The 26,327-nt window shown below is 42.0% G+C and carries 24 protein-coding genes; 9 read left to right on the plus strand and 15 right to left on the minus strand.

Going from position 1 to position 26,327, the window contains the following annotated elements; genetic code table 11:
• Positions 1-260 precede the first annotated feature (260 nt).
• Complete coding sequence (locus NMG48_RS12820) at positions 261-914, plus strand: hypothetical protein (protein WP_271251920.1); 654 nt, start codon at positions 261-263, stop codon at positions 912-914.
• Between the two features lie 172 nt (positions 915-1,086).
• Here NMG48_RS12820 and NMG48_RS12825 read toward each other — a convergent pair whose 3' ends face one another.
• From NMG48_RS12825 to recO, 3 genes are all read right to left on the minus strand, one after another.
• On the minus strand, positions 1,087-2,478 hold the full coding sequence (locus tag NMG48_RS12825; protein WP_271251921.1) for an NAD-dependent malic enzyme: 1,392 nt from the start codon (positions 2,476-2,478) through the stop codon (positions 1,087-1,089).
• Positions 2,479-2,721: 243 nt separating this feature from the next.
• Positions 2,722-4,125: an MFS transporter gene (locus NMG48_RS12830; RefSeq protein ID WP_271251922.1), complete on the minus strand. Its 1,404-nt coding sequence runs from the start codon at positions 4,123-4,125 to the stop codon at positions 2,722-2,724.
• Positions 4,122-4,970, minus strand: a complete 849-nt coding sequence (gene recO / locus NMG48_RS12835) for a DNA repair protein RecO (RefSeq protein ID WP_271251923.1) — start codon at positions 4,968-4,970, stop codon at positions 4,122-4,124. The genes NMG48_RS12830 and recO overlap by 4 nt, the downstream gene beginning before the upstream one ends.
• A gap of 268 nt (positions 4,971-5,238) precedes the next feature.
• Here recO and NMG48_RS12840 point away from each other — a divergent pair, with 268 nt between their 5' ends.
• A complete protein-coding gene (locus NMG48_RS12840; RefSeq protein ID WP_271251924.1) occupies positions 5,239-5,754 on the plus strand; it encodes a GAF domain-containing protein in 516 nt (171 codons plus the stop codon).
• Here NMG48_RS12840 and NMG48_RS12845 read toward each other — a convergent pair.
• The 6 genes from NMG48_RS12845 to NMG48_RS12870 all read right to left on the minus strand — a co-directional run bounded on the left by NMG48_RS12845 (position 5,751) and on the right by NMG48_RS12870 (position 11,089).
• Positions 5,751-6,845 carry a glycosyltransferase family 4 protein gene (locus NMG48_RS12845; RefSeq protein ID WP_271251925.1) on the minus strand — a complete coding sequence of 365 codons (1,095 nt, stop codon included), beginning with the start codon at positions 6,843-6,845 and terminating at the stop codon, positions 5,751-5,753. The genes NMG48_RS12840 and NMG48_RS12845 overlap by 4 nt on opposite strands.
• A gap of 115 nt (positions 6,846-6,960) precedes the next feature.
• A complete protein-coding gene (locus NMG48_RS12850) occupies positions 6,961-8,088 on the minus strand; it encodes a geranylgeranyl reductase family protein (protein WP_271251926.1) in 1,128 nt (375 codons plus the stop codon).
• Between the two features lie 233 nt (positions 8,089-8,321).
• Complete coding sequence (gcvT, locus tag NMG48_RS12855) at positions 8,322-9,410, minus strand: glycine cleavage system aminomethyltransferase GcvT (RefSeq protein WP_271251927.1); 1,089 nt, start codon at positions 9,408-9,410, stop codon at positions 8,322-8,324.
• 166 nt (positions 9,411-9,576) lie between these two features.
• A complete protein-coding gene (locus NMG48_RS12860; RefSeq protein WP_345961264.1) occupies positions 9,577-9,795 on the minus strand; it encodes a type II toxin-antitoxin system HicB family antitoxin in 219 nt (72 codons plus the stop codon).
• Positions 9,729-9,935, minus strand: coding sequence for a hypothetical protein (locus NMG48_RS12865; protein WP_271251929.1), 207 nt, complete (start codon positions 9,933-9,935; stop codon positions 9,729-9,731). The genes NMG48_RS12860 and NMG48_RS12865 overlap by 67 nt, the downstream gene beginning before the upstream one ends.
• A gap of 446 nt (positions 9,936-10,381) precedes the next feature.
• Positions 10,382-11,089, minus strand: a complete 708-nt coding sequence (locus tag NMG48_RS12870) for a hypothetical protein (RefSeq protein ID WP_271251930.1) — start codon at positions 11,087-11,089, stop codon at positions 10,382-10,384.
• A 297-nt stretch (positions 11,090-11,386) separates the two neighbouring features.
• On the opposite strand from NMG48_RS12870, the gene era reads away from it, so the two are divergent.
• Complete coding sequence (era, locus tag NMG48_RS12875; RefSeq protein ID WP_271251931.1) at positions 11,387-12,295, plus strand: GTPase Era; 909 nt, start codon at positions 11,387-11,389, stop codon at positions 12,293-12,295.
• A 29-nt stretch (positions 12,296-12,324) separates the two neighbouring features.
• On the opposite strand, the gene NMG48_RS12880 is transcribed toward era, so the two are convergent.
• On the minus strand, positions 12,325-13,248 hold the full coding sequence (locus NMG48_RS12880; protein WP_271251932.1) for an energy-coupling factor transporter transmembrane component T family protein: 924 nt from the start codon (positions 13,246-13,248) through the stop codon (positions 12,325-12,327).
• A gap of 77 nt (positions 13,249-13,325) precedes the next feature.
• Here NMG48_RS12880 and NMG48_RS12885 point away from each other — a divergent pair, with 77 nt between their 5' ends.
• Positions 13,326-14,630, plus strand: coding sequence for a TldD/PmbA family protein (locus tag NMG48_RS12885; RefSeq protein WP_271251933.1), 1,305 nt, complete (start codon positions 13,326-13,328; stop codon positions 14,628-14,630).
• A 22-nt stretch (positions 14,631-14,652) separates the two neighbouring features.
• On the opposite strand, the gene NMG48_RS12890 is transcribed toward NMG48_RS12885, so the two are convergent.
• Positions 14,653-15,534: a bestrophin family protein gene (locus tag NMG48_RS12890; RefSeq protein ID WP_271251934.1), complete on the minus strand. Its 882-nt coding sequence runs from the start codon at positions 15,532-15,534 to the stop codon at positions 14,653-14,655.
• On the opposite strand from NMG48_RS12890, the gene NMG48_RS12895 reads away from it, so the two are divergent.
• The 5 genes from NMG48_RS12895 to NMG48_RS12915 all read left to right on the plus strand — a co-directional run bounded on the left by NMG48_RS12895 (position 15,523) and on the right by NMG48_RS12915 (position 20,900).
• A complete protein-coding gene (locus NMG48_RS12895; protein WP_271251935.1) occupies positions 15,523-15,663 on the plus strand; it encodes a hypothetical protein in 141 nt (46 codons plus the stop codon). The genes NMG48_RS12890 and NMG48_RS12895 overlap by 12 nt on opposite strands.
• Positions 15,664-16,388: 725 nt before the next feature.
• Positions 16,389-17,078: a response regulator gene (locus NMG48_RS12900; RefSeq protein WP_271251936.1), complete on the plus strand. Its 690-nt coding sequence runs from the start codon at positions 16,389-16,391 to the stop codon at positions 17,076-17,078.
• A gap of 116 nt (positions 17,079-17,194) precedes the next feature.
• Positions 17,195-18,166, plus strand: coding sequence for an ISKra4 family transposase (locus NMG48_RS12905; protein ID WP_271255273.1), 972 nt, complete (start codon positions 17,195-17,197; stop codon positions 18,164-18,166).
• 19 nt (positions 18,167-18,185) lie between these two features.
• Positions 18,186-19,562: a sensor histidine kinase gene (locus NMG48_RS12910; protein WP_271251937.1), complete on the plus strand. Its 1,377-nt coding sequence runs from the start codon at positions 18,186-18,188 to the stop codon at positions 19,560-19,562.
• A 51-nt stretch (positions 19,563-19,613) separates the two neighbouring features.
• Positions 19,614-20,900: a two-component system response regulator gene (locus NMG48_RS12915; protein WP_271251938.1), complete on the plus strand. Its 1,287-nt coding sequence runs from the start codon at positions 19,614-19,616 to the stop codon at positions 20,898-20,900.
• Between the two features lie 37 nt (positions 20,901-20,937).
• Here NMG48_RS12915 and NMG48_RS12920 read toward each other — a convergent pair whose 3' ends face one another.
• The 4 genes from NMG48_RS12920 to NMG48_RS12935 all read right to left on the minus strand — a co-directional run bounded on the left by NMG48_RS12920 (position 20,938) and on the right by NMG48_RS12935 (position 26,296).
• The gene (locus NMG48_RS12920) at positions 20,938-22,437 is read right to left on the minus strand and encodes a glycosyl hydrolase family 57 (protein WP_271251939.1); all 1,500 of its coding nucleotides are present in this window, start codon (positions 22,435-22,437) and stop codon (positions 20,938-20,940) included.
• A 112-nt stretch (positions 22,438-22,549) separates the two neighbouring features.
• Positions 22,550-22,999 (minus strand): Hsp20/alpha crystallin family protein, encoded by a 450-nt coding sequence (locus NMG48_RS12925; RefSeq protein ID WP_271251940.1) that lies wholly within the window; start codon positions 22,997-22,999, stop codon positions 22,550-22,552.
• A gap of 155 nt (positions 23,000-23,154) precedes the next feature.
• Positions 23,155-24,363, minus strand: a complete 1,209-nt coding sequence (locus tag NMG48_RS12930) for an MFS transporter (RefSeq protein WP_271251941.1) — start codon at positions 24,361-24,363, stop codon at positions 23,155-23,157.
• A 238-nt stretch (positions 24,364-24,601) separates the two neighbouring features.
• A complete protein-coding gene (locus NMG48_RS12935) occupies positions 24,602-26,296 on the minus strand; it encodes an ABC1 kinase family protein (protein ID WP_271251942.1) in 1,695 nt (564 codons plus the stop codon).
• Positions 26,297-26,327 lie beyond the last annotated feature (31 nt).

The raw sequence follows: 26,327 nt of genomic DNA on the forward strand, positions 1-26,327 counted from the left end.
CCTTTTCTATGGTTAATTGTTAAGGCTATTGTGGGAATTCTCAGTGAGGAATACCAGATATGTTTTTATATAACTTTCAATATTTGCTTAATAAACTTGAAAGTATATGGTAGTCCTAAAGCCATTTCTAGGTTTTGGGGTTTGTAGAAGCGCAACTCGAAGGGGTTTGCTTTTACAAACTATTTAGGATTGCTATGTATAGATTAAGCTTAGTAAAATATAAATGATAAATGTGTGTAGATAGGATAAGTATTAATAGTTTGCTCAAACAAAAAGTTTCTGAATGTTATCTTTCCCAAGGATATGAGGTAATTCAACAGCCACATATTCATCAATTACCTTTTGATTTGAGTAATAAGTTAGGCGTATATTCCCCAGATTTATTGGTGACTATATCTAAGCATCAGGGGCTATTCATAACGATCGCTGATTATGCGACGAATTTGCCAATCTCTAATTACTGTCACATCGCGAAAACTATTGCTGAACATAGTGGTTGGCGATTTTTATTGATTACGGGTGAAGATGCTACCCCGATCGCAGAGGAAGATATTGCCGATCCGAAATTGACGCGATCGCAAATTTTGCATCGTAAAGAGCGCATTGCCAAGCTCATCTCGATTGGTGAACATGAGCCAGCTTTCTTATCCCTATGGATTTTTGCGGAAGTATTGATGCGTAGACATGCTCGACAGGCTTTAATTCCCATTGATCGCCTGCCAACGATTTTGATGATTCACCATCTCTATGCTCAGTTAGAGATCTCTGAGGGACAATTTGAGAGAGCGATCGCCTTAAATGAAATTAGAAATCGAGTTGCTCACGGATTTCCTGTGAAGTCCATCAATCTCAATGAGGCGATCGAAAAGCTTTTAAATTTAGTAGATGAATTTATTGCTGCTGAAAAACATTAGAGCGTTTTTGAGAAGTTTTTACTCCCTCTGACTCCCCCTTGCAAAGGTGGAGGACTTTGAGTTTCCCCCCTTCCAAAGGGGGGATTAAGGGGGGTAAAAGTAGAAATTTATGCTAAATAGGATACTTCTCAAACACGCTCTTAGAGGGAATGCTTCGCGATTCCTCAGTTTACTAATCGTTTGCTAGACCTTGCTGACGGGCAACTGCATGGACGGCGGCGGCGACGGCATGGGAAACTCGAGGGTCAAATACTGACGGGATAATAAAATCAGGGGCAAGATCGCTGGTGCTAACTAAAGAGGCGATCGCTTGAGCAGCACCTAAATTCATTTGGGTAGTGATTTTGTGAACCCTAGCGTCAAGCGCACCTCGGAAAATTCCAGGGAAGGCAAGTACATTGTTAATTTGGTTAGCATAGTCGCTGCGACCTGTAGCGATGACTGCGACATCATTTTCTACCAGTTCGGGTTGAATTTCAGGATTAGGATTTGCCATAGCAAATACGATGGGTGCAGGAGCCATACTTCTGACCATTTCAGGGGTGAGCGCTCCCTTAACGCTCAGACCAATAAACATATCGGCTCCCTTAATCACATCAGCTAACGAACCAGAGAAGTCGCTGACAAATTCTAATTTTTCCGCAGTTAGATCGGTGCGGTTTTTGTTGATGCAACCTTTAGAGTCACACATAGAAATTTGCTTCACACCTGCTTCACGCAAGAGTCTAGCTACGGCAATACCTGAGGCTCCTGCCCCATTCATGACAATGCGAACTGCATCAATGGGTTTGCCGACCACTTTGAGGGCATTGATGGTGGCAGCAACTACGACAACTGCTGTGCCATGTTGGTCATCGTGGTAAACGGGAATATCTAATTCCTCTTTAAGACGCTTCTCGATTTCAAAGCAGCGTGGGGCGCTGATATCCTCTAGATTCACACCGCCAAAGGATGGTGCAATCCGTTTAACTGTTTCCACAATTTCATCAACATCTTTAGTCTTGAGGCATATCGGAAACGCATCCAGTCCTGCAAACTGCTTAAATAGCATTGCTTTACCTTCCATTACAGGCATGGCGGCTTCAGGCCCAATGTCGCCGAGTCCTAAGACTGCTGTGCCATCGGTGACAACGGCGATCGTATTGCATTTGATCGTGTAGTCGTACACTTTACGCTTATCTTCAGCGATCGCCATACAGACTCGCCCTACTCCGGGGGTATAGACCATGGCAAGATCATCCTGACCTTTGACTGCCACTTTAGCTTCGAGATGGATTTTGCCACCTTGGTGAATTTGGAAAGTGCGATCGTAAACATCGAGTACGCGGATTTCGGGAACTGCCTTAACAACGGCAATCAATTTATCCATATGCTCGGTGCTATAGGCATTAACTGTAATGTCGCGCACCGAAATTTTACGAGTCTGTTGGATTAAATCAATCTGTCCTAAATTCCCGCCTGCTTCAGCTAGAGCGCCGATTACAGAAGACAGCATTCCTGCGCGGTTGAGGAGTTGCACGCGGAAGGTCAAGCTAAAGCTAGGGTTAGGTGTTAGTTTTTGCATCTTGAGAAGTGAGTAATTGCATAGAATCAGGCTTTGCCCGATTGATGCAATATTACCTGATTGTCTGTAGGCTTAGCGTTACAAATCACACACCATTAAAGTTCGTCAGCTGTTGCTAAGTGTATTAGTACATAAACCCTAATAAGAGAATGGCGGCGCGAAGCGCCATTCTCTTATTTAGCTATCAGTGCTGTACTTAGCTGCACTTATTTACATATAAAGAAAGCGGCTCAGCCGCTTTCTTTATGATTTGATCAGTTGGCGGGCAATGTACCAAGTGAGGATGCCTGTAAATAGCGCGATCGCACTGAGAGCAAAAATCACCTGTTGCAATCCGAAATAGGACTCGGCGATGCCTGCGACGGAGAGGGGCAGACTGAGGGCAATATTTACAGCATTATTTTGTAAGCCGAAGACTTTACCGCGCACATCTTCAGGAGTCTCCTCTTGAATAACTGTCTGCATAGGGATCACGCATAGCCCCGCAAAAATCCCTGTACCTGCGATCGCGATTAGTCCTAATCCAAAGCGATCGCTAAATATTGCCAACATTCCTAAAAATAGACACATCCCAATCGAGCCAACTAGCGCGAGGGTTTGACGACTACAGCGATCGCCCAGTTTCGCCACAACTCCAGCCCCGATCGCCATCCCTAAACTAGCCACTGCCAATAAAAAACCAAACTGCTCGGATTTAATTTCGGGCATGACCTCAGCTAAACGTACCGCCAGTACTGTGAGTGCCGCAATAATCGAAAAAGTACAAATTAGCTGAATCAGTGCAGACAGTGAAGTTTTTTTATGTTTGAGATATTGCAAACCTTCTTTGATGTCATTCCAAAGATGAAAGCTATCGCGGTGGAGATCTTCTTTGGTTTCTCCTGTTTTTAAAAGAATTAAAATAATCCCTGCTAGTAAATAACTGCCACCGACAAGAACTTCTTGCCCGACATTGTGCCACAGGTGATCGGATAGAGCTAAAAGCGGTTCACCAAGGGCAAATCCCAAAATTAAAGCCGCCATAATTGTCGTCGTGTAGAGAGAATTGGCGGCTAATAGCTTTGGCTTTTCAACAACAAGGGTAATTGCAGATTGTTCGGCAGGGGTAAAGAACTGCGTAAAGGTAGAGACCAAAAAGGTAATACATAGCAAGCCCCAGAAACCTGTTGGTGCGCCCCAAGGCAAAACACTATTTTTCGTCACCCAGAGCAAGAGAGGAATGCTCAATACCAAAGCTCCACGTAGAATATTGGAGCTAACTAAAACTGTTTTTTTATTCCAGCGATCAACATATACACCAGCGATCGACCCAAATAAGATCGCAGGAATTGTAAATGAGACCATGACTGCGGAGACCCATCCGCTAATCGTTTCGCCTTCATGCTGAAATTGGGTAGAGACGATCGCAATGACGAGTACGAGAAAAATCTTGTCCGCAATCTGCGAAAAAACTTGACCACTCCACAGTGATAAAAAGTTGGGATTGCGAAGGACGGATTGGGAATCAACGGGAGCGTCACTGATGATATCGATCTGCGAATCGCTGGTTTCTACGGTCTGCTGGTGATCGGCATGATGTGGATCAACGTGGTGGGGATCGTGATGTTCAGGGAAATTCGGTGTGGGTGGATCGAATAAATGGGTCATATATTAAAAAAACAGTTGTCAATCAGTGCCGAAGACTGGATTGGTCTATCAAAATGATACTGCGCGTAGGCTCGTAACAATCTCTCGACTGTCAGCCAATCTGTTGTGTGTGACTTTAAAATATTATCGGTTAAATCGGTTTGCGCGAGTTCCTGAATAGCTAATAGTTCTGTGGCTGTTAGGTAATGGCTAATCCGATTGTGGATCGCGTCACTGCCGATGATCTCCATGCCATTGATAGAGCGATCGCTATTCGGATTACCGCCATGAGTCGGATCGGTTATTTCAAGATTAATCACCCCACCACCGACAATGCTAAATCCTGCTTTCCATTTGGGAAGTTCACGATTGGCAATAACGGGGCGTTGGGAGATACAGCAACTATGTACCTGTGGGGCAAAACCTGCGATCGCCAGCAAGTGATAAGTCCCATGCGCCAAACAAGCCAAGACATGGTTGTTTTCGGCATTCTGAATGCGAGTAAGATGTTCGACTAATACTAGAAACAGTTCCTCCTGTGGTTGAGACGATAGAGCCTGCATGAGAGCTAATTCCGATAAATATTGTGCAGCCGTTAGCTTAGCCAGAGTTTTCCCCAAACCCACAAAAGATTGCAACATTTCCGCATTTTTAACCCGATCCATTGATCGCCCCACCGAAATTTGCAGATCATTGACTACAAATAAGCCCGATCTTCCCGCCATTGCTGATCGATGTTTTCTTGCCCCAGCCGCCACTGCCTTGATCAATCCATGCTCTTTAGTCAGAATCGTCAATAGGCGATCGTGCTCACCCAAGGGCATTCCCTTCAAATTAATTCCTGTAGCTTGATATTCTTTGGGCAAGATCGCAACTCGTGACTAAGTAAATAAACTCAAATCTCAGTATACTTGCTATTTTTTTTACTAAGCGGTGTGATATGTACTGCACTCAAGTTTAAAATTAGGAACAAGAGGATAGTTGAGGAATTAAAAAACCATCAATACATTGGTATGAAGCTTAATCTCAAGATTCATCGCTATTGATTCGCCATTTGGTTGCCATTTGCTTGTCATTTGGTCGCCATTTAGTTAGTTTTTTTATCTTTCTCAGATCTAGTTTTTATCTCCTGCAATGATGAATCCTGCCAATCGTGGTTTGAGTGCAGTTTTAACTCGCATTACCAATAAATTACAACAAGACTCGTTAGTTCATGATGCCCTACACGAACTAAGGCAGTTTCTTGATGTTGATCGTGTCGCTTTGTACTATTTTTATTCCCATTGGAAAGGTCAGGTGACGTTTGAGGCTTTAAGCGATCACAGGTATTCGATCATTTGTTCGACGGGGGCTGATGAATGTTTTAAGCGGGAATATGCTGATCTATATTTAGCTGGGCGGATCTATTATGCTGACGATATTGAAACTGCGCCAATTAGCGATTGTCATCGAGACTTTTTGAAAGAGCTTCAAGTGCGCTCCAATTTGGTTGCGCCAGTGCTAAATTATGGCAAGTTATGGGGTCTACTAGTGGCTCATCATTGCCAAGAAGTGAAGAAGTGGCAGCCTTCAGATATTGTGCTTATGCGTCAATATTCGCAAGGCTTATCCGCAGCTCCTTCAATCCAGAGTGAATCGGACAATTTCTAGATATTTCTAGATAGGGTATAGCTGGTGATGAGTTGCTCAAACCATTTTTCTAAGCGATCGCCCCATACTTCTAGGGAATATTCTTCCTCTAATTGCTGACGACAGGCTAAGCGATCAATGGTTTCTAATTTGGAAACTGCTTCAATCAGTCCAGCGACACTTCCCATATCCACAAGAAATCCTGTCTTGCCATGACGCACAATTTCTGTGAGTCCGCCGCTACGATAGGAAATCACAGGTACTCCACAGGCAAAGGCTTCGATCGCCGCATTACCAAAAGCCTCGATCCAGCGTGGTGTCATTAATAAAGCACTCGATTGACCTAACTTTTGCTGTAACTCATGGGTAGACAAAAATCCTTCATAATGAATTTCTGCCTTCGGGAAATCGTTTTGAATCTGTTGCCAATAGGCTTGATCTTGAATAAGACCAAATACTCGTAGCGGTAAACCTGTGGCTTGAGCAGTTTCGGCGGCATCCTCTAGTCCCTTTTCAGGAGAGATGCGTCCGACCCATGCCAGACTAGGTTTTTCTGGCTTTGCCACAAAATTGTATTGGGTGACATCAATGCCTTTTCCCATAATCATCAAGCGATCGCCATCGCTAAAGGTATCGGCACAGGCGCGAGTATTAACAGCGATCGCCTGTGGACAAAGCTTGACTGTTTTGCTGACCATCGCATCGATCACGGGCGAGAGGGATGACATACTAATCCAATGGGCGATCGGGCGATGGAAGAATGGTGTGAGATATAGCGGTAGCCAATCGTAGGCAAAATTGAATAATAAATCAAACTGATCTTGGACTTCCCTCGCGTAACTCCACATATTTTCGAGAACGGAATCTTGCGGCAATACGACCATATCTGTTCCGACTTGAGTTTGGGCGGAAACTTGGCTATTGCCTGCTATTGGGGTTAGTTTCGTGACATTGGTAACAGAACCTTCAGGAGCAACGATTTCCACTTCATGACCTTTTGCCATGAGCGCTTTGGCTGCATTCTGAAGAGTTAATTCTACGCCGCCCCCAATTCCAGAACCTAATGCACCTACGGGAGTAGATAAAAACAGTAACCGATATTTTTTATTCATCTCTTTATTCTTACAGTAATAACCGCAAAGAAATTTTTAAAAGCGTTGCAAAGCAACGCTTTTAAAAATTTCTTTGCGCTATAAAATAAGGGTCGCGCTTTGCGCGACCCTTATTTTATTTTATACCCATTAATCCTTTTGTGAGGCGCTTTACCGCAGCCCCAGCGACATCACGATAACGTAACTCACCACAGAGAATCTTGCCCATGCGTTGGCTCGCACTGGGACGCTTCACTCCCATTTTGTAGCCAAAACTGGGAATGCGATAGAAAATATTGGCAATGCGCTGCGCCCACACCATATCTTCACCCCATTCTTCATGGACTCTCTGGGTATATTGCTTTAGAGCATCGGTATTGCCACCGATCGCTTCATCGATCGCTTGCCCTGCAAACATGCCTGTTAACAGGGAAGGACGAATTCCCTCGGCAGTAAAGGGATCGACTATACAGGCGGATTCTCCTGTGAGAATCGCATTTTGGGTATGTAGCGGTTGATTGCCATCCCATAAACAGAGTGGATGTCCATATTGCTTAATGGAAGTGATGTCGATACCAAACTTTTGGGCATAGGCAGCACCAATCTCTTTGAGGTTTTGCTTCTCACCACCAAGGAATGTACCTGCACCAATGGAATATCCATCAGCTTTAGGGAAGTTCCAAATATAGCCATTTTGGACAGAGCCAAAGTCAAAATGAGCGGCACTCACATCGGGTGCTGAATGGGGCGCTTCGACTTCAAGGGCTGCCCCCATGCGACGTTTTCTTTCTTTAAATCCTAGCCATTTTGCCATTGTGCCTTTTGCACCATCAGCAGCGATTAGATATTTTGCTTCAAAGACTTCATTTTCGGTTTTGACTAACCAGCGATCGCTTTTCCATTCAATTCCTGTAACGCCAGTATTGTCGCGGAGTTCTACGCCTAATTTTTGGGCTTGTTGGACGAGGTAATGATCAAAGACATCGCGGCGCACCATCCACACTGGTTCTTTAGTTTCTAATGCGACCAGTTCGGGATCGCCCATTTGCCATGTATAGCGAATATTGCTGACTGTTAGTGATACTGCTGGCGAAAAGTCAAAGTCAAACCACTCTTGTACCATCGGCGAAACGCCACCACCACAAGGCTTGTATCGAGGCAGGCTTTCTTTTTCGAGTAACAAAACCGAACGTCCTCGTTTTGCCAAATGATAGGATGCTGAACCGCCAGATGGACCTGCTCCCACAACAATGCAGTCGTACATAGAAAAATTTCTTTTAGGTAAAGGTACAAGCAAATCTTTTAGATTCTACCTTTAAACGTAAATTATGGGGCAACCGCCAATTTACAGAATTTATAGTTGTCGCCATTCTGGTTAGGACATAAAACCAAATAATGTAAGGCGATGCAAAGCGTCGCCTTACATTATTTGGTTTTTGATATCAGGTGACTGTAGCTATATAAAAGGGCAGCACTTAGTGCTGCCCTTGGTTGGGATTATAAAAAGTTACGCTTAACGACCTTGGCAGAAAATTCCTTATCGCGGATTTGGACTTGGACAATTTGCCCAATCTTAGCGAGATGGGGCGGTACATAACCAAAGGCGATCGCTTTGCCGAGGGTTGGTGACATCGTGCCACTGGTGACGATGCCCACAGTTTCACCTTCAAAGCGAATTGGATAATCATGACGAGCAATATTGCGACCTTCCAATTCCAAACCAACTAATTTACGAGGCACTCCATTCTGTTTTTGATCTTCAAGAACAGCACGTCCGTAGAATTCTCCCTTCTCTTTGAGATGAATAATCCAATTGATATCCGCTTCCCAAGGTGTAGTGCTATCGTTCATGTCCTGCCCATAGAGGTGCATTCCTGCTTCGAGGCGCAGGGTATCGCGACAACCTAAGCCGCAAGGAACAACACCGAGGTCGAGCAGTTTTTGCCAAAGTGCCTTACCAGTTTCGATATCGGTCATAATTTCACAGCCATCTTCGCCTGTGTAGCCTGTACGTGCCACGAAGCTGCGAACGCCTAGTACTTCTGTATAGGTATGCCCAAAGCGCAGTCTGGGTAATTTCATCAAGTCCGCACCGACTAACTCCTGCAAAGTGGCGATCGCGGTTTTCCCCTGTACGGCAATTAGGGTTTGGGAAGCGGAATTATCAACTAAGCGATCGCCTAAATGTTGTTGTAACCATGCCTTATCCTTTTCGGTGGTGGAAGCATTGACAATCACTGACCAATTTTCGCGATCGCCATCAGGCTCATGGTGATAAAAAATCACATCATCGATAATCCCACCTTTTTCATTGAGTAAGACCGTATATAGAGCTTGTCCTACCTTGACTCGACCTAAGTTCGATGGCACAAGTTTGTTTAAGGTTTCGAGAACGCCTTCCCCAGAAATCGCAAATTTGCCCATGTGGGAGACATCAAACATCCCCACCTGCGATCGCACGGCATTATGTTCGGCAATGATGCCTTTGTACTGCACGGGCATCTCCCACCCACCAAATTCTACTAATCGTGCGCCAGAGCTAACATGAAGATCATACAAAGGGGTGCGCTTGAGAGAGTTGCTCATGATTGCCATTAAAAAAATTGGTTACATCTATAGATTATGCAATCTGAAGTGACGATTGTTATTGACCATACCCGAACATCATGTGGGTTTGTTCAAACTGCGATCGCCAAAATGAAAGACAGCTTGATGTCAAATCAGAATCCCCAAGGTTTGGCATCCTTCGATTTTATGCAGCTTGCAAAATTGGAATTGTTTGAAACTTTTGGCGCTTGGGCAATGGTTCACCTTTTTCTATAGCAGCTTCTACTAGCAGTTCAATCACTTCTTGAGCATTTTGAATTGCTTCTAAGTAAGTACTCCCGTGGGTGCAAGGTTGCATCACATCTGTAAATTTAGGTAAAAAGACAACAAAGCAGTTATCTTCATTTGAGGCATTTCTGAGGATATCGCCTTTGGTAATGAAAAGCGATCTAGACTTCTAAATGCGATCGCCTTAGTCAAAATATCACCATTAGCTGTAATCTTAAATATTTCTAGAATTTCTAGCGATCGCATCAGTGCTAATAGTTCTAATCTCAATATCATTATCGCCACTTATCGGGTTAGTATTTTAACTTTGCTAGAGCCATCAGTAGCATTTTAAAAAATATCACTAAACTATAACTAGTACTAAGTAATAAAATAAATATTACAAACCGAAAAGGGACATATGCTATTTCGCTAAACTTTTTGCTCATCTCTAAATCAGATAGTGGCTATAGTTTTAAATTGCTAAATGTTCCTGGAATTTCTCGTTATAAATATGGAGAAACAGTTAGCAGAAAATGCTTAAATGGCTGTGCTGCTTTGATAGATAGCCCAAGCACTGTTACTCCTGCTAGAAAGTATTTCTTTAAGTTTGGAGAAAGAACCTTAAGCATTTATATTGGAAAGGGGCTTGTAGGATGTTGTCTAAATATAGAATAGGTGACAAAAAAACTTGATTTAATTGAGAATAGAGAAGGCAGATTAAAAGAATGTAATGATTTTTGCTATGGATAAACAACTTTAGATTCTGATATTCTTCCCGCAGGAACTTTTGATTTATCACTGGTAAATTTCAAAGTAAGAATAGTGTACTTTAAAAGTTTAAATTGATCTTCTTCAAATTTATATTCAGCCTCATAGCCAGCTAAATTACGAACTGTACTGACTTTTAAAGTTAGACTGTCAGTATCAAATGTTGGTAGCCCTCGAATTCCTTTGCTATATTTCCAAACTTGTTGAATCTGACCATTAGAATTCAATTTCTCTCCATTATTTACAATTAATAAAAGAGGCTTAATCTCTATTTCATTATTAGCGATTGAATATAGAAGAAATTCTTTATATACGTTGTATGCTCCTGGATAACAAGTAAACTCTAAAATATGTTTATGACTATCTACTTTGTATACCTTAGAAGATTTTGCCCTGAATTCTAAAAGTTTATCAGATACTGCATTAACTTCATTTCCTGTATTTTCTTCGCAAATGCGAAATGATCGTCTATTATCATGAATATATCCTAATTTTTCATCATTAAAATGAGGCTCATTTTCTTTATTATAAATATATTTATATATATTAAGATCTCTCTTAGTTACTGAGAATGCTATATTTGAGTCAAATCTTGAGTTGGCGATATATGCCAAAGATTTACTAGAAATCGTAGGAATCTGAGCAACTAAAATCTGGAATATCAATATTAGTTCCAACATTACTCAAATCCTATAAGTATTTCCAATCATCGATAAACCCCTTAACTCATTGAAGTGCGATCGCCGATCCCGTAGGGTGTGTTCATAAAATAGAACGCACCTTATTTTTATTTTAACTGGTCATCTAATAGGAAATGAGTGGAAATGCCCATTTCATTATGATCTGGTCAAAAATTTGGTGATTGCCATCAAAGTTCTGTGAATAAACCCTGAGTCCAAGAGCTTAAGCTTTGAGGATCGTAATTTAGGGCAGGGTATAATTGTTGCCTATTTCAAATACAGCGATCGCAAATAATCATGATTCCAGAATCGGGCGAAGGTTTTAAATCGGGCTTTGTCGCATTAGTAGGACGACCCAACGTCGGTAAGTCCACATTGCTCAATGCCCTCATTGGTCAAAAAATTGCGATAACTTCGCCCGTTGCCCAAACTACGCGCAATCGGTTGCGTGGCATTCTGACATTGCCCGAAGCCCAAATCGTGCTAGTAGATACTCCCGGAATCCATAAACCCCATCATTTGCTCGGTCAAACCATCGTCAAAAATGCGATTGGCGCAATCTCTTCCGTTGATGCAACGGTATTGGTAGTCGATGGCAGCGTGTTTATGGGAACAGGCGATCGCTTTGTTGCCGAAACAATCTTACAGAGCAATGTTCCTGCAATTTTAGGTATCAATAAGATTGATATGCTTGGTGAAGATGCAGAAGAGATTCTTGCCAGTTATGAAAGCTTTGCCGCCGAACATGGTTGGCAAGCGGCTAAGTTTTCATCGGTAACGGGTGAAGGACTCGAAGCTTTGCAGGCAATGATGTGCGATCGCTTGCCCTTAGGTCCCTACTACTATCCACCCGATTTAGTCACCGATCAGCCTGAGCGCTTCATTATGGGTGAATTGATTCGCGAACAGATTCTCTTGCTGACTCGCGAAGAAATTCCGCATTCAGTAGCAGTCAGTATCGATCAAGTGGATGAACAGCCCAAAATTACGCGAGTAATGGCAACTGTACATGTGGAACGGGATTCGCAAAAGGGAATTTTAATTGGGAAGAAGGGGCAAATGCTCAAGGAGATTGGGACAAATGCTAGACAGCAAATGCAGAAATTAATTATGGGTTCTGTCCATTTGGAGATTTTTGTCAAAGTTCAACCCAAATGGCGATCGTCACGGTTTCAACTGTCAGACCTTGGTTATCGCGTGGAATAAAAAAGAGCAGTGTATTGCACTGCTCTTTTTTACAATTCATTACCGTAGTAAATTCTGACTCCCCAGATTCCGACTAAGAGAATTAGTAAAAGGATATCGCGAGGTAATAATTTCAAGGGATTCCACACGACAAGATGCGTATTAGGACTAGTGAAACCACGCACCTGCATGGCACTGGCTGTCTGTTCGGCACGAATGAACAGATTATCGATCAATCTTTCTGCCAGAATTAGCCAAATCTGGGTAGTGCGCTTAAAGCCTAGCTTTTTCCAATTAATGGAACGGGTACGCATCGCTCTGGCAAGATTTTGAACTTCTTCTAATACTAAAGGTACAAAACGCAGCGCAAGGGTGAGGGTGAGGACAACTTCAATAATCGGCACTTTGAAAAATTTTAATGGCGCAAATATAGAGGCGATCGCCGCAGTAATTTCTTCGGGAGCCGTAACCAGCAGAAATAACGTCGGTGCGTAAAGATAGGTGAAAATCAATGTACAAACACGTACACCCAACTCACGGGATTTACGAGTAATCGTTATACTGCCTGCTTTCCAGATTACATAATTGTAGGGTGTGGGCTGTTGTAATTTGAGGGTTAAGGGGGATGCAATTACTGGTTTATCATTGCTGATATTCACCTCAGGTATGGGACGGCGTGGTTGGACAGTGGCATTAAATCCATCGGGTGAAATCGTGGCGATCGCTAAAGTCATAAATGCTAGTAACAACAAAATCCCCATTTGCTGTTTCCATACCCGCATTGGAATTTTTGAAGCGAGGGTGAGGATGATCAGGGAAATGGCGATCGCAATCCGCCAAGGCTCATTAGCTTGAATTGGGGTTAGCAAAAATGTCAGCAATCCAAACAGTTTAATGCGCGGATCGAGTCGATGCAGCCATGTAATAGGCTGTTCGAGATAAAGTCCAATGGGTAGCGATCGCAGTATGTCCACTATATTCTGATATTTTTCGGAGATTGGGTGCTGGCAATTTACAATATACCAATTTAAGAGCAACAGCACTTCGTACTATGACCATCGAATCCGAACAACTATTAGAAATTGCGCTCAAATCTGGCTGTGAAGCGGCGGAAGTCTATGAATCTCGCTCAACTTCCCGACCTGTATTTTTTGAGGCAAATCGACTTAAGCAGCTAGAAAGTATTGAATCTGAAGGAGTTGGCTTGCGGATTTGGAAAGATAGTCGCGTAGGTTTAGCGATCGCCTATGGTGCGGTAGAGGCAAAGGACTTGGTAGAACAAGCGATCGCCCTGAGTGCATTAAATGAGCCTGAAGAGATTTTATTACGCAACTCGACCATTGTGGACTATCCCAAACTTTGTGGGCAGGAAGTGAGCGTTGAGCAGATGGTGGATTGGGGAAAATCAGCGATCGCACAGGTGCTAAATCGCTATCCCGAAGCAATTTGTGGTGCGGAATGGGAATGTAGTCGGGAAATGGTGCGGATTCTCAATAGCCAAGGTTTAGACTGTGGCTATACTGACATTACGGTGGATGGCTCTCTCAGTGCCGAGTTGACGAGAGGTGATGACTTTCTCAATGTTTGGTATGGACAATCGGAACGGGGAAATGTGAATCCTGAAGTAATTGCTCAAAAAGTATTGCAATATCTCGACTGGTCTAAGAAGAATGCAAAAGCGCCATCGGGTAAAGTACCCGTAATTTTTACAGGTAAGGCAGCAGATTTACTGTGGGGGGTGGTAGCGATCGCGATGAGTGGTAGGCAAGTGCAGCAAAAAGCGACACCTTGGCTCGACAAAATCGGAAAACCCGTAATTTCTGATATTTTCACCGTCAGCCAACATCCAGATTTTGGGGTTTATAGCGCTCCTTTTGATGATGAAGGTACACCTACGCAGGAAGTTACTTGGATTGATCGCGGCACTTTGCAAGGATTTTATGGCGATATGCGTACCTGCAAAGATTTAGGAATTGTAGCCACGGGCAATGGTTTTCGTGGAGATTTGGGCAACTATCCGAGTCCGGGGCTATTTAATCTCGCGATCTCCGCTAAGGAAAATATTCAAGGCGATATTGTAGAACTCGCGGCAACTTTAAAAAATGGGTTAATCGTCGATCAAGTTTTAGGTGATGATACGGATTTGTCGGGAGATTTCTCGGTTAATGTCGATTTGGGCTATCGCGTCAAAAATGGCAAAATCGTTGGACGGGTCAAAGACACGATGCTGTCAGGAAATGTCTATACAGTGCTGAATCAAGTGACAACGGTTGCTAGCGATCGCCAATGGTATGGTTCGCTCTATGTACCAGCCATGATTGTTGAAGGCATATCTATTACTAGTCGTGACGCTTGAGCAAAAGTAGAGTTAGTGCGCTTTATTTCCCATAAGTGATCGCCTGTTCCACATTTGCTGTCACACCTTCACAAATTGCATCGATCGGTAAATCGTTAAAATCATGTCCAAAGGGATTTTCGATTTCATTGCCAATTTGTTCTACTCCCATCAAGATGAAACTGACTAACCCCACTGCGATCGCCGTTAGCCAATGAATCTCAAGGACTAGATGGAATGGTAAACCGATGCAATAAATCAAAATTAAACGCTTTAAATAGATACAGTAGGCAATGGGCAATGGTGTTTTGAGAATACGTTCGCAACTGGTTAAACCCTCTACTAATGCATTGAGATGACTATTCATCGCCACAAAATAATTGGTATCTATGCGATCATTTTGTACTTGCTGGTGCAGGTAGTCTCCCAACCATAGTGTCAATTCTAGAGGTACATGTTTAGAAGTCTTTAATTTCTCAATTTCTGCTTCCGTGAGAATTGTGTCTAAATCCTGATTAATTTCTTCATTGCGAAGATGTCGTTTCGTAGCGATCGCAAAAGCAGTTAAGAACTTAATCGATTGCTCTTTTTGTTGCTGTTCTAAACCTTCAGAAGATTTGATGGCAACCTGCATGAGTCTCGACAAATTCCGAATATTGACCACTAAGGTTCCCCATGCTTTGCGTCCTTCCCAATAGCGATCGTAGGCAGTATTTGTACGAAAGACGAGGAGCAAACCTAAAACGAGATTAAAAACAACATTATTGGTGAGATCGCCTAAGACTTGGAGAGATATTTGGGGTTCGTAATAGTGCAGTACAGATACCCCCAACGCAAAGCCTGCAAAAATGAGAACCCTCGGTAAAATAATCGGTGCGACGGAGCCTTGAAGCTTAAATGCAAGATTGAACCATTGCCAAGTCATAATCTCGATATTGTGAAAGTTGATCGCCTCAAAAAATTGTATAACGCTTTACAAACATCCTTGGGAGAGATTGTGGGATATAGGATTATTGATTTAGCGATCGCTGCTTACCAGCAATGCTCTAGTTAAAACTTATAAGTATAAATATAAAACCCAAAAGCCTGTGGCACAAGTCGTGCTTGCACCACAGGCTTTTGCTTTGGTTTTTAATTATGCTCAACTACTTGGTGCTTAGGAGTAATACTGATCTACGGTGAAATTAAATATCGAAGTAATTAATCAATAATCTTCTTCTCATTTCGATAGAAGAAGATTGTAGAAATAATTAGTGGATATCTTGCGATTTTCGCCATTTATAAATATCAAAAATGCTATAAATCTCTAGGTGTAAATCCGTAAAAAACATAGTTTTTTCAAAATGTCTATGTTATGCTTATTCAAAGGGAATAGGATCAGAACTTTATTATAAAAATACAACGAATTACTCAAGCTTATAGTTTGTTGTATTTTTGTTTTGTAATAACTTGGAATACTGAGTGAGAGCTTTCTTCATGGTCAATGAAAATTGGTTGTGAGCTACAGCAATTTTTCGGTGGGGGTAATTATATCTAGTAATTATAAGAATTATTTATTTAAATTTCGAGAGAATGAAAACCCTATCGCTCTGCGTTGTGAGTATAGTCTGGTAAAAAAGTATTTGCTATCCCCTGCACTTGCGGAGGGATAAATCATTTCAATAAATTAATAATTAAAACCTTATAAATAGATACAAAAGGATTAGATATATCTGCATTTGTTAGGACTGTTTTGTAACGCTATCTGATGATTTGAAATAATTTACAAGAAATACAACTATGCTGCTAGAGTCAATGAATCTGCAAGGATTAATTCTTATTGTGGATGATGAGCCAGCAAACCTTAATGTTCTTTCAGAGGTCTTAATTGCTGAGGGATATGATGTGGCTATTGCCAATAGTGGGGAGCGAGCAATAACAATAGTCGATCGACAATTACCAGATCTAATCTTGCTAGATATCCATATGCCAGATATGGATGGTTTTACTGTCTGTCAAAATCTCAAAGAAAATCAGAAAACCTCTGCAATTCCTGTCATTTTTATGACAGCCTTAAACGATATAGACAGTAAAGTCAAAGGCTTTGAACTGGGGGCTGTAGACTATATTACGAAGCCTTTTAATGTGCGAGAACTCTTAGCACGTATTAAAAACCATTTGCAGTTAACCAGAGTTACCCAAAATTTAGAAAAGGTCAAGGAACAATTATCCCTAGTTTTAAAAGGTTCTAATGATGGTTGGTGGGATCTTGATCTATTACAAAATCAAGCTTATAACTCTCGTCGTTGGTGGGATATGTTGGGATATGCAGATGGGGAGATAGAATCGTCCTTCGAGAATTGGCAAAAGTTAATACATCCAGAGGATCGCGATCGCGTAAATGCCCAAATGATTACCACTGAAAGTGATAGTCAGCAGCATCGGGAGCATGTCACTTTTGCAAAAAGGGAGAGAAAGGAGGGAAAATAGAATAATTTAGAGACCAGAAAAAGCATGACACCAGAACAAGCTGAGAAATTACAAGAACATGTGCAGGAGATCGCCAAAATACTTTACGCAAATACCGAACTAGAAGCGCTAAAGACATTTTCAGGGATCGAACAAGCCGTGCGAGAACAGATGCAACAGCATGTGATGCCCGAAGTAGGAATTTTTTTGTCTCAACAAGTACAGGAACAACAGAAGGACGAGAACGCAAGCTCAAAAGCATCCTTGGAGAAATAACTGTAACCACGCAACAAGCAGAGCAACTGGGAATTAAGGCACATACTCGTCTGAGTCCATATCTGGAAATGTGTTGTTTGCGAGTCAGTGCAAATAGCTCCTATGAACACACCGAAGCAGATGTGGCAATGTTTACAGGAATTCGAGTCCCAGCCAAGACCCAACAGCGTTTAGTCCATCGGCAAACCTTTGAATTACCCCAAGCAGAGCAAGAGATTAACGAACTGAGTGCAGATGGCGGTAAGATCCGTATCAGAACACCTCTGGGGGAAGAATGTCGATGGCTAGACTATAAAGGAGTGAGATTACATGAGTTTGCTACTGGAGCTTGCTTTCAGGACAATCAGCAGTTAATCGATTGGGTACGCCAGCAACCTTTGAGTACGCCAATAACTTGTTTAGGGGATGGACATGATGGAGTATGGAATTTGATTAAGCCCATGGCTACTGAAGAGCAACGACGTGAAATTCTCGATTGGTATCATCTGATGGAGAATCTAGAAAAAGTGGGTGGTTCAATACGTCGCTTAAACGATGCGAGAGCTTTACTTTGGAAAGGTAATGTTGATGATACTATTACTCTTATTGAACAATGTAAACGCAGGCAGGCTGTTAATTTCTGTGCCTATCTCCGAAAACATAGACACCGTATTGTCAATTATGATTACTATCAGAGTGAGCAGATTTGTTCTATCGGTTCAGGAGCAGTTGAGTCTGCGGTAAAGCAGATTGACCGTCGCACTAAAATCTCTGGTGCTCAGTGGAACAAAGATAATGTCCCTCAGGTGCTTGCCCATCGTTGTGCTTATCTCAATGGTTTATTGGCTTTCTAGACTATCCAAAAAAAGTGACATGCTCCCGCAGCATCTTCTCGAATTTGAATACCGTTTATTGCATAAACAAGGACATTATGTCCCCATTTACGCGAGGGCGCTGTTGCAACGAGATGCTACTGGTCAAGCGATCCGTATCTCTGGTACTAATACTGATCTCACCGCTTGGAAGCAAAAGGAATCAGAACTGCAACAAGCTCTTACAACCGTACATGAACTCAATCATAAGCTAGAAAATAGAGTAGCTGAACGTACTCAGACTTTACAAAGACTCATGGCAGCGATCGAGGCTAGCATTGATGGCATCGCTGTTGTTAATGAAGATGGCAAATATATTTATATTAATGCTGCTCATCTTGAATTGTTTGGTTATAAACATCCTAGTGAGTTGATTGGTGAAACTTGGAGGGTATTTTACTATCCTGATGAGGTACAACGCATTGAGCAAGAAATTTTTCCCATCATTGGAGAAACTCAAAAATGGCGAGGAGAAGCGATCGCGAAACGACGGGATGGTAGCACATTTGTCGAAGAACTATCACTGACAATGGTTCAAGATGTCGGGCTAATCTGTGTATGTAGGGATGTGACAGATCGCAAGGAAATGGAAAATGGTATTCGTCAGTCACTAGCCAAAGAGAAAGAACTCAGTCAACTCCGTTCTAACTTTATTTCGACAGCGTCCCATGAGTTTCGGACTCCACTTACGATTATTTCATCTTCATCATCAATTCTGGAAAATTATAGCGATCGCTTAACTGAAGACAAGAAAAATAATCATCTGCAACGCATTCAATCAAGCGTCAATCACATGGTGAATTTATTGGATGATGTGCTTACTGTAAATCGAGCTGAAGTTAACAAATTAGACTTCAATCCAGAAATAGTTGATCTCGTTAGTTTTTGTCAAAATATAGTGGAAGAAATTCAACTGAGTACTACAGAACATAGTATTAGTTTCTTTGCTGTTCCCAATAATTTTGATGAGACTGATTTAAAAGCTCTAAATATTCGATGTGATGTGAAACTCATGCGGCAAATTATTACAAATCTTTTAAGTAATGCGATTAAATATACTCCAGACGGGGGAATGATATATCTATGGCTAATGCAGCAGGATAACAATGCAGTTTTAAAGGTACAAGATCATGGCATCGGCATTCCTATTGATGATCAAACAAAGCTATTTGATTCGTTCTATCGAGCTGGAAACGTCGGCAATATATCTGGAACTGGGCTGGGATTAGCTATTGTTAAAAAATGTGTTGATTTACATAATGGTGTAATTGGAGTAGAAAGTAAACTCAATGACGGAACAACTTTTACTGTGATTATTCCTAAGAGTCCTAACATTTCTAACACTCCTAAATTAGTACATCAAATGTTAATTAATTAACTGAATAAACTCTTTGAATTATATTTTTGCGAAGTGGTCTAAATATTAGATATGAAAAAGATTTTAGTGATAGAAGACTCCAAGGAAGTTTGTGATAATATCCAGCAAATTCTGGAATTAGAAGATTTTAATGTAATTACTGCTGTCAATGGACGTATTGGGATCGAGTTAGCCCAATGTCAGAGTCCTGATTTAATCATTTGTGATGTCATGATGCCAGAAGTTGATGGCTATGGTGTACTAGAGGCATTACAAAATGATGTTATAGCTAGACATATTCCTTTTATATTTTTAACAGCTAAAGCTGAGTATAGGAGTATGCGTCAGGGGTTTGAGTTAGGAGCGGATGACTATTTAACTAAGCCTTTTTCACCTAATGATCTTTTAAAAGCGATATCTGTGCGATTGCACAAGAAGAACTTTGCCGCCAATTATTTAAATGAGCAATCTCAAGATCATTTATATCTATGGGAACATGAGCAAATCCAACAAATCCAACAACAAATTGATGGTGCTAAGGTATCTTTGCTCAGTTCAGTAGATTTAACACTCTTGGAAGCCCTTAAGCGATCGCTAGATAAACTAGAAGATCCCAAGCAAAGAGAAATATTCATTTTCTATCAACCTCAGATTAATTTAAAATCAGGAAGAATTAGCGGGATTGAGGCTTTGGTGCGTTGGCAACATCCAGAGTATGGATTCATTACACCAAGCAAATTTATTCCAATTGCTGAAACTACAGGTTTGATTAGACAACTGGATACATGGGTCTTGCAACAAGCTTGTAAAAATGCTCAGCAATGGCAAAGTATTCAAGAAAATCTGACAGTTGCAGTGAATATTTCCGCCAATCAATTTAGAAATCCAGATTTTTATTTAACCGTTCAACAAACCCTTATTGAGCAGGAACTTAAACCAAATTTGCTGAATTTGGAAATATCAGAAAATATTGTAATTCAAGATTCTAATCTGACAATTGATCGACTGAATAAGCTCAGAAGTCTAGGTGTTCGGATTGCTATTGATAATTTCGGTACTGGTCATTCTTCATTAATTTGTCTGCAAAAGTTTTTGCCAAACTTTATTAAGCTGGATCAATGCTTTGTCAACAATATTGATGTCAACCTAGCCAATGCCACAATCGTAAAATCATTAGTGGAAATGGCTCACAACTTAAATTGTCAAGCAGTTGGAGTAGGTGTAGAGGTCGTAGCAGAGCTTAATTTCTTGAAAACCTATAATTGCGACATAATGCAAGGTTTTCTATTTAGCAATCCTTTGCCTTGTCATAAGATTGAGCAGTTATTGATTGGAGATAAAAGGCTTATTTCTTATTAGGACATAAAAAATGCCGCGAAGCGGCATTTTTTATGTCCTAATAACTTTGCTCTCCTTTTCGGTAGAGTTCGCGGGCATAGTCTGTCCATGTGCCTTGTCCCCAATAACGGAAGCAACTAGTTTGGACTAGCAGGTTATAGAGTAAGGCTTGCTGATAGTCCGATCGCTTAGTAATCGATGGATCTTGAGCTACCAGTGGATCATATTTCTCATGGAACTTAGCACTGAGTTGATTCATCGGTTCTAAAACATTTTCGTAACCATTAACCCAGCTCATACTATTTGTCCATGATGCACCATCCATATGGAACTGATGATCCCTGGCTTTGAGTTCAGTAATTGCCTGCTCGACCATAGCTGTATTCAGATTTTGGCGATCGCCGATTTGATCGACCTTTTGCCAGACCTTATGCTGCTGCACTGCTTGAATCGTTGGATAATCAAGGGGACTCACACCTGCTGCCTCGATCATTTCTAAATATTCAGTACCATTTAAACCGACAACACCCGCAGCGCCACGACCATTATTTTTCAGTTGATCCCATACCAAAGGATAATCGCGGGGAAATTCATTCATCATCACGCCGCCATTCTCGCCATCGGCAATCTGAGTGACTAGGGAGGGAATGGAAACATTACCAAGTTGCTGTTTACCTCGACCTTTGGCTTCATGGTAGGGCTGCATTTGTGCAACTAATTTGGTATCAGAACCTTGGGTTTTAATTAGTGCGGTAATGCTAATCGATTCACCTTTCGAGTTCATCGCTACCAATCGATTAGGCAAATATTTCTGATCTTGAGTTAAACCCGAACCATCAAAACGTTCTACGGAATGTTCCTGTACCATTAGCCAGCGATAGCCGCATTCCTTGAGCGCTTTAATATATTCATAGAGTGTATCAGGATGATTGGGAAGGTGCATCTCTGGTGGCGAAAACCCTTTCACGCGCTTGAGAGCATCAATTCCGAAAATAGAAGCAAAATGACTTTGCCATGCTTGGATATGCAGTTTGATATCAGGAATCGGAGTGGAGGGAATCACCGCATGACTCCACATTGTACCGAGCCATTCCACATAGGGTTGATATTGGCGATCGCAAGTAATCCGTTTGAGATTATCTAAAATGTCATGGCGTTGCATCTGCTGCAAGCCCCAGAGCAGGTTTCCAGAATAGTCCAACATGATCCGAGGATTGCTGCCCTGTGCGACAAGTTGGGGAATGAAATCGCCCATGCGGCTATAGCACCAAGCAAATACTCCAGCATTGTGATTATCACCTTCGCCTTGATGCTCGAACATATGCTGAAGATTGCAAATTAAAGCTCCATTCGCGCCTGCGGGAATAGTCGGCTGGTGCATATGCAAGGCACAGGCAAAGGCAGAAGTAATCTCTTCTAGTTTTAAGTTATTGCTATTTAGATTGCTATTTAGAAATACAGGTGCATCATCCTGTACTGCGCGTTGAATTAATTCTTCATTGCCACAAATAGCAGGAAGATCAGAGGTAACAAAGCTTGATGGTGTCGTTGAAATCAAAACTTGGAAACCTCGATAAAGATATGTTGATACTCAGATTACCATAGTAAGAAGGGCGGCGCTTAGCGCCGCCCTTCCTAGATTAACTGGCTAAGTGGGACTTTTTGATTAATTAGGAAGCAGGTAACTCCGTAGCAACATTAACCTTGAAAGCCTTGACTTCATTAGCTTTGGGCAAGGTGAGAGTAAGAATACCATTGGTGTATTCAGCCTTCACCTGTTCATTTTCGATCGCGACAGGCAATGCAAATACACGGCGGAACTTGCCATAGCTGATTTCACTCCAGTAGTAACCCTTTTCCGCAGATTCTTCTTTGCGTTCGAGGTGACGTTCACCAGCAATTGTCAACGAATCCTTAGTTACTTGAATATCGAGATCCTTAGCTTCGATATCAGGAATGGAGAGTCTGAGGGTCAAATGATCGCCATCATCGCGCAATTCACTAGCGGGAACCCAGCCTTTGGCGGCTTCTTGATCTAGGGTAGTGATGTCACGGAACATGCGATCAAACTGACGACGAACTTCTTCGATTTCTTGTAAAGGTTGCCAACGTACTAACATAAATATCACCTTGAGCTATTTCAAAACAACTATGAACATTTAGAAGTAGGTTTAGGATTTAGTTGATATTTTGTACTTCCCTTTCGTTCACAGTTTTATTATGAAATAGCCGCAAAGCTATGGACAGAAGGGGAACCGAACTTTTTTGGTAGGGTTCACCTCACCACTTTGACTGCGTAATCTTTGCGCTTGACAAAGGCTAAACCTAAGACAAGGAAAGTACAAATACCTGCTAAATAGAGCGGATAGCCGTAGGATTCAGGATGTTCTTGATTGACAAGTAAGCCTGCAATGACGGGACCAAATCCATTGGAAATGCTCAGGTATGAGGCATTTATACCTAGTACAGTCCCTTGTTCCTCAGGACGGGCATTGAGAGAGAGTAAGGCGCTAATCATCGGTTGTACAACCGAATTGAGTAATGAGAAGAGTACACAAACAGCGATAAAGTAATAGATATCCTTCCATATGGGCATTAAGACAAAAGATAAACTACGGATGAATAGTCCTAAAAATAATATTTGCGCTAGTTGCAGATGTTTGGTCATTTGGGAAATACCCGCCGTTTGCATAATGACTGCGAGTACGCCAAATAGTAAAAACATGAGGGCAAGCCCATCACTATTTTGGTTGAGAACCTTAAGAAAGTAAGGCTGAAAGGCAAAGGTAAAGATATTAAAAGTCAAGCCTGTCAGGAAATTAATAATCAGTAAAATGCCAATTTTGGGCATCAATAATCCTGTAATTAGTTTCTCTAACCCAAGGTCAAATATATTTTGTGCTTTTTCCGCTTTAGTTTTCAGCGTCTCTGGCAAGAAGAATATAGTTAAAAATAAAGCGATCGCCGCAATCGCCCCTGACACCAAAAACGAAGCCCCAAAGGATTTACCTAAGGGAGTATTGAGGGCAGCTTTCTGCGCGACCAAACTGATCGCAGGACCTAGGATAAAGCCCATTCCAAAGGCGGCTCCATTGATCCCAAAAGCTTTGGCTCTGGTCTCAGGTGTAGTGACATCAGAGATAACAGCTTGAGCAACCGAGGCATTTCCCCCCGTAATCCCATCTAAAAATCTCGCAAAAAACAATACTGCGGCACTAGCGGCGGTTCCTGCCATCAGATTAGCAACCACTGTTCCCGCTAAACTCAGTATTAATAAAGGCTTTCTTCCAAAGCGATCGCTAAGTTTCCCGATGATTGGAGTTGCAAAAAATTGCGAGATTGCATAAATTGCGAATAATAAGCTTGTCTGAAAATCATTTAATTGAAACTGTCTACCATATTGGTACAAAACAGGGATGAGAATCGTAAAACTCAGCGCATTAATGAAAGAAATAAGAGCAATAATCCAAAAGTTACGATTCATTCTAAAGGCGATCGCATAGAGTCCTTTTCTATACTACAGCCCGATCATGGAAAAGATTTATAGCTCATTACCCTAGACTTAACTATAAGCTTGGCGATCGCTACTTAAAACGATGGGAGTTCGATAACGCCAATGGCGTTATCGAACTGACCTTCAAACAGAGGTAGTGCTAAATAGCAAAGGGATCTGCGTCGCAGATCCCTTTACAGCCTTTACAGTTTTGAGGACGAATAAAGTTTTAGTTGAGATTTTGAAAAGCGGCAAAGGGCAGAGCAGCCGCGAGCGCCTTTGGCATTGCTCCAGTTAGGGTTTTAAGAGCCATGTCCCATAACTTGGCAGGTTCGAGATCGACACTGAGCATATTCCAGATACGCATGAGTTCCTCAGTGTGGAGACGATTATCTTCGGTAAGAGCTAGCAAAATACGACGGCGGATATATTCGCCATCTTTGGAAGTTAGGAACTTAAAGCCCATACTGGCGGTAGGGATGATGTCAAATTGACCATCGGATTTAGCGATCGCTAATAAATTCTCTAGTCTTGACCATTGGAATTTGTCATCTTTAAAGAGAACTTCTAATAGTCTTGACCGCAAACTTTCTGATTCATCGGTGAGCAAGCGTCTAGCCACATAAGGATAAGCCACCTGCACGATCCGAAATTCAGGATTGAGGCTGAGAGCTACACCTTCTTGGGTAATTACAGAGCGAATAATTAGAGCAAACTTAGCAGGTAAGCAGAAGGGATAGTCGTACATCACTTTTGAGAAGCGATCGGTGACAACTTTGAAGTTGAAATCCTTCACTTTTTCGGACATGATATCGCCTAGCACCGATTCCAGAGCATTGACAATTGGCTTCATCTCAATATCTGGTTGTAGGAATCCCAATCTCACATAGTCCTGCCCAAGCTCGTCATAATCCTTATTGAGCAAATGCACAACGGAATCGACTAATTGTTCTTTAGTTTGGAGATCTAACTGATCCATCATCCCAAAGTCGATATATGCCATCTTGCCATCGTAGGTAGCAAAGAGATTTCCGGGGTGAGGATCGGCGTGGAAAAAGCCAAATTCTAACAATTGTCGTAACCCAGACATCACACCAATTCTGACAAGATTATCCGTATTCAGACCTGCCAATTTAATTTGATCGATTTCGTTGAGCTTGATGCCGTTAATCCATTCCAAAGTCAGAACTTTATGGGTGCTGTACTGACGATAGATAGAAGGAACCTTCACATCAGGATCGTTTTTAAAGTAGCCTGCAAACCTCTCAGCGTTAGTCGCTTCATGGGCATAGTCGATTTCTTCAAATAATTTCAAACCGAACTCATCAACGATCGCTTCTAGGCTATTACCCAGATTGAGGGGCAAAAGTGGACCCAGCCATCCTGCAAACCAACGCAAGATAAATAGATCGAGGGTCAAAGTTGGGATCAGATATGGGCGTTGGACTTTAACGGCAACTTCTTCGCCTGAGTAGAGTGTGGCTTTGTAGACTTGTCCTAAACTTGCGGCAGCGATCGGATCTTCAGAAATAGTCCGATAAACTGTACTGACGGACTTGCCTAGCTCAGACTCGATGATTGCGAAGGCTTGCTCGTTAGAAAATGGTGGTAGTTGATCTTGAAGTTTTGTTAACTCCTCAAGGAAATCTACACGCACGAGATCGGGACGTGTAGATAAAGCCTGTCCAACTTTGATATAGGTTGGACCAAGAGCCGTGATGATGCGGCGTAACTGTTCGGCAAGCTTGGGTTGACTTGCGGTGTTCCCAGTCAAGACATCCCAGCCAAAGGCTAAGCCAAAACTAATTGCAAAATAAATGATTTTGAAAATGCGACTAATCGCTAGCCAAGGGCGACGACCGTAATATTCGGCATTGGCTTTGGCATCATAGCGATTTAGCTCTTCTAGGGGATGCTGACTCACGCTGTTAAATACCTTTGTTATATCCCATTCA

The organism is Pseudanabaena sp. Chao 1811 (genome assembly GCF_027942295.1).
GTDB lineage: Bacteria > Cyanobacteriota > Cyanobacteriia > Pseudanabaenales > Pseudanabaenaceae > Pseudanabaena.

Excerpts from the sequence above, each read along its gene's own strand:
- NMG48_RS12825 (WP_271251921.1), bottom strand. The coding sequence starts at position 2,478 with ATGCAAAAACTAACACCTAACCCTAGCTTTAGCTTGACCTTCCGCGTG.
- NMG48_RS12830 (WP_271251922.1), bottom strand. The coding sequence starts at position 4,125 with ATGACCCATTTATTCGATCCACCCACACCGAATTTCCCTGAACATCAC.
- NMG48_RS12840 (WP_271251924.1), top strand. The coding sequence starts at position 5,239 with ATGATGAATCCTGCCAATCGTGGTTTGAGTGCAGTTTTAACTCGCATT.
- NMG48_RS12845 (WP_271251925.1), bottom strand. The coding sequence starts at position 6,845 with ATGAATAAAAAATATCGGTTACTGTTTTTATCTACTCCCGTAGGTGCA.
- NMG48_RS12850 (WP_271251926.1), bottom strand. The coding sequence starts at position 8,088 with ATGTACGACTGCATTGTTGTGGGAGCAGGTCCATCTGGCGGTTCAGCA.
- gcvT (WP_271251927.1), bottom strand. The coding sequence starts at position 9,410 with ATGAGCAACTCTCTCAAGCGCACCCCTTTGTATGATCTTCATGTTAGC.
- NMG48_RS12865 (WP_271251929.1), bottom strand. The coding sequence starts at position 9,935 with ATGATATTGAGATTAGAACTATTAGCACTGATGCGATCGCTAGAAATT.
- NMG48_RS12870 (WP_271251930.1), bottom strand. The coding sequence starts at position 11,089 with ATGTTGGAACTAATATTGATATTCCAGATTTTAGTTGCTCAGATTCCT.
- era (WP_271251931.1), top strand. The coding sequence starts at position 11,387 with ATGATTCCAGAATCGGGCGAAGGTTTTAAATCGGGCTTTGTCGCATTA.
- NMG48_RS12885 (WP_271251933.1), top strand. The coding sequence starts at position 13,326 with ATGACCATCGAATCCGAACAACTATTAGAAATTGCGCTCAAATCTGGC.
- NMG48_RS12890 (WP_271251934.1), bottom strand. The coding sequence starts at position 15,534 with ATGACTTGGCAATGGTTCAATCTTGCATTTAAGCTTCAAGGCTCCGTC.
- NMG48_RS12900 (WP_271251936.1), top strand. The coding sequence starts at position 16,389 with ATGCTGCTAGAGTCAATGAATCTGCAAGGATTAATTCTTATTGTGGAT.
- NMG48_RS12910 (WP_271251937.1), top strand. The coding sequence starts at position 18,186 with ATGCTCCCGCAGCATCTTCTCGAATTTGAATACCGTTTATTGCATAAA.
- NMG48_RS12915 (WP_271251938.1), top strand. The coding sequence starts at position 19,614 with ATGAAAAAGATTTTAGTGATAGAAGACTCCAAGGAAGTTTGTGATAAT.
- NMG48_RS12925 (WP_271251940.1), bottom strand. The coding sequence starts at position 22,999 with ATGTTAGTACGTTGGCAACCTTTACAAGAAATCGAAGAAGTTCGTCGT.
- NMG48_RS12930 (WP_271251941.1), bottom strand. The coding sequence starts at position 24,363 with ATGAATCGTAACTTTTGGATTATTGCTCTTATTTCTTTCATTAATGCG.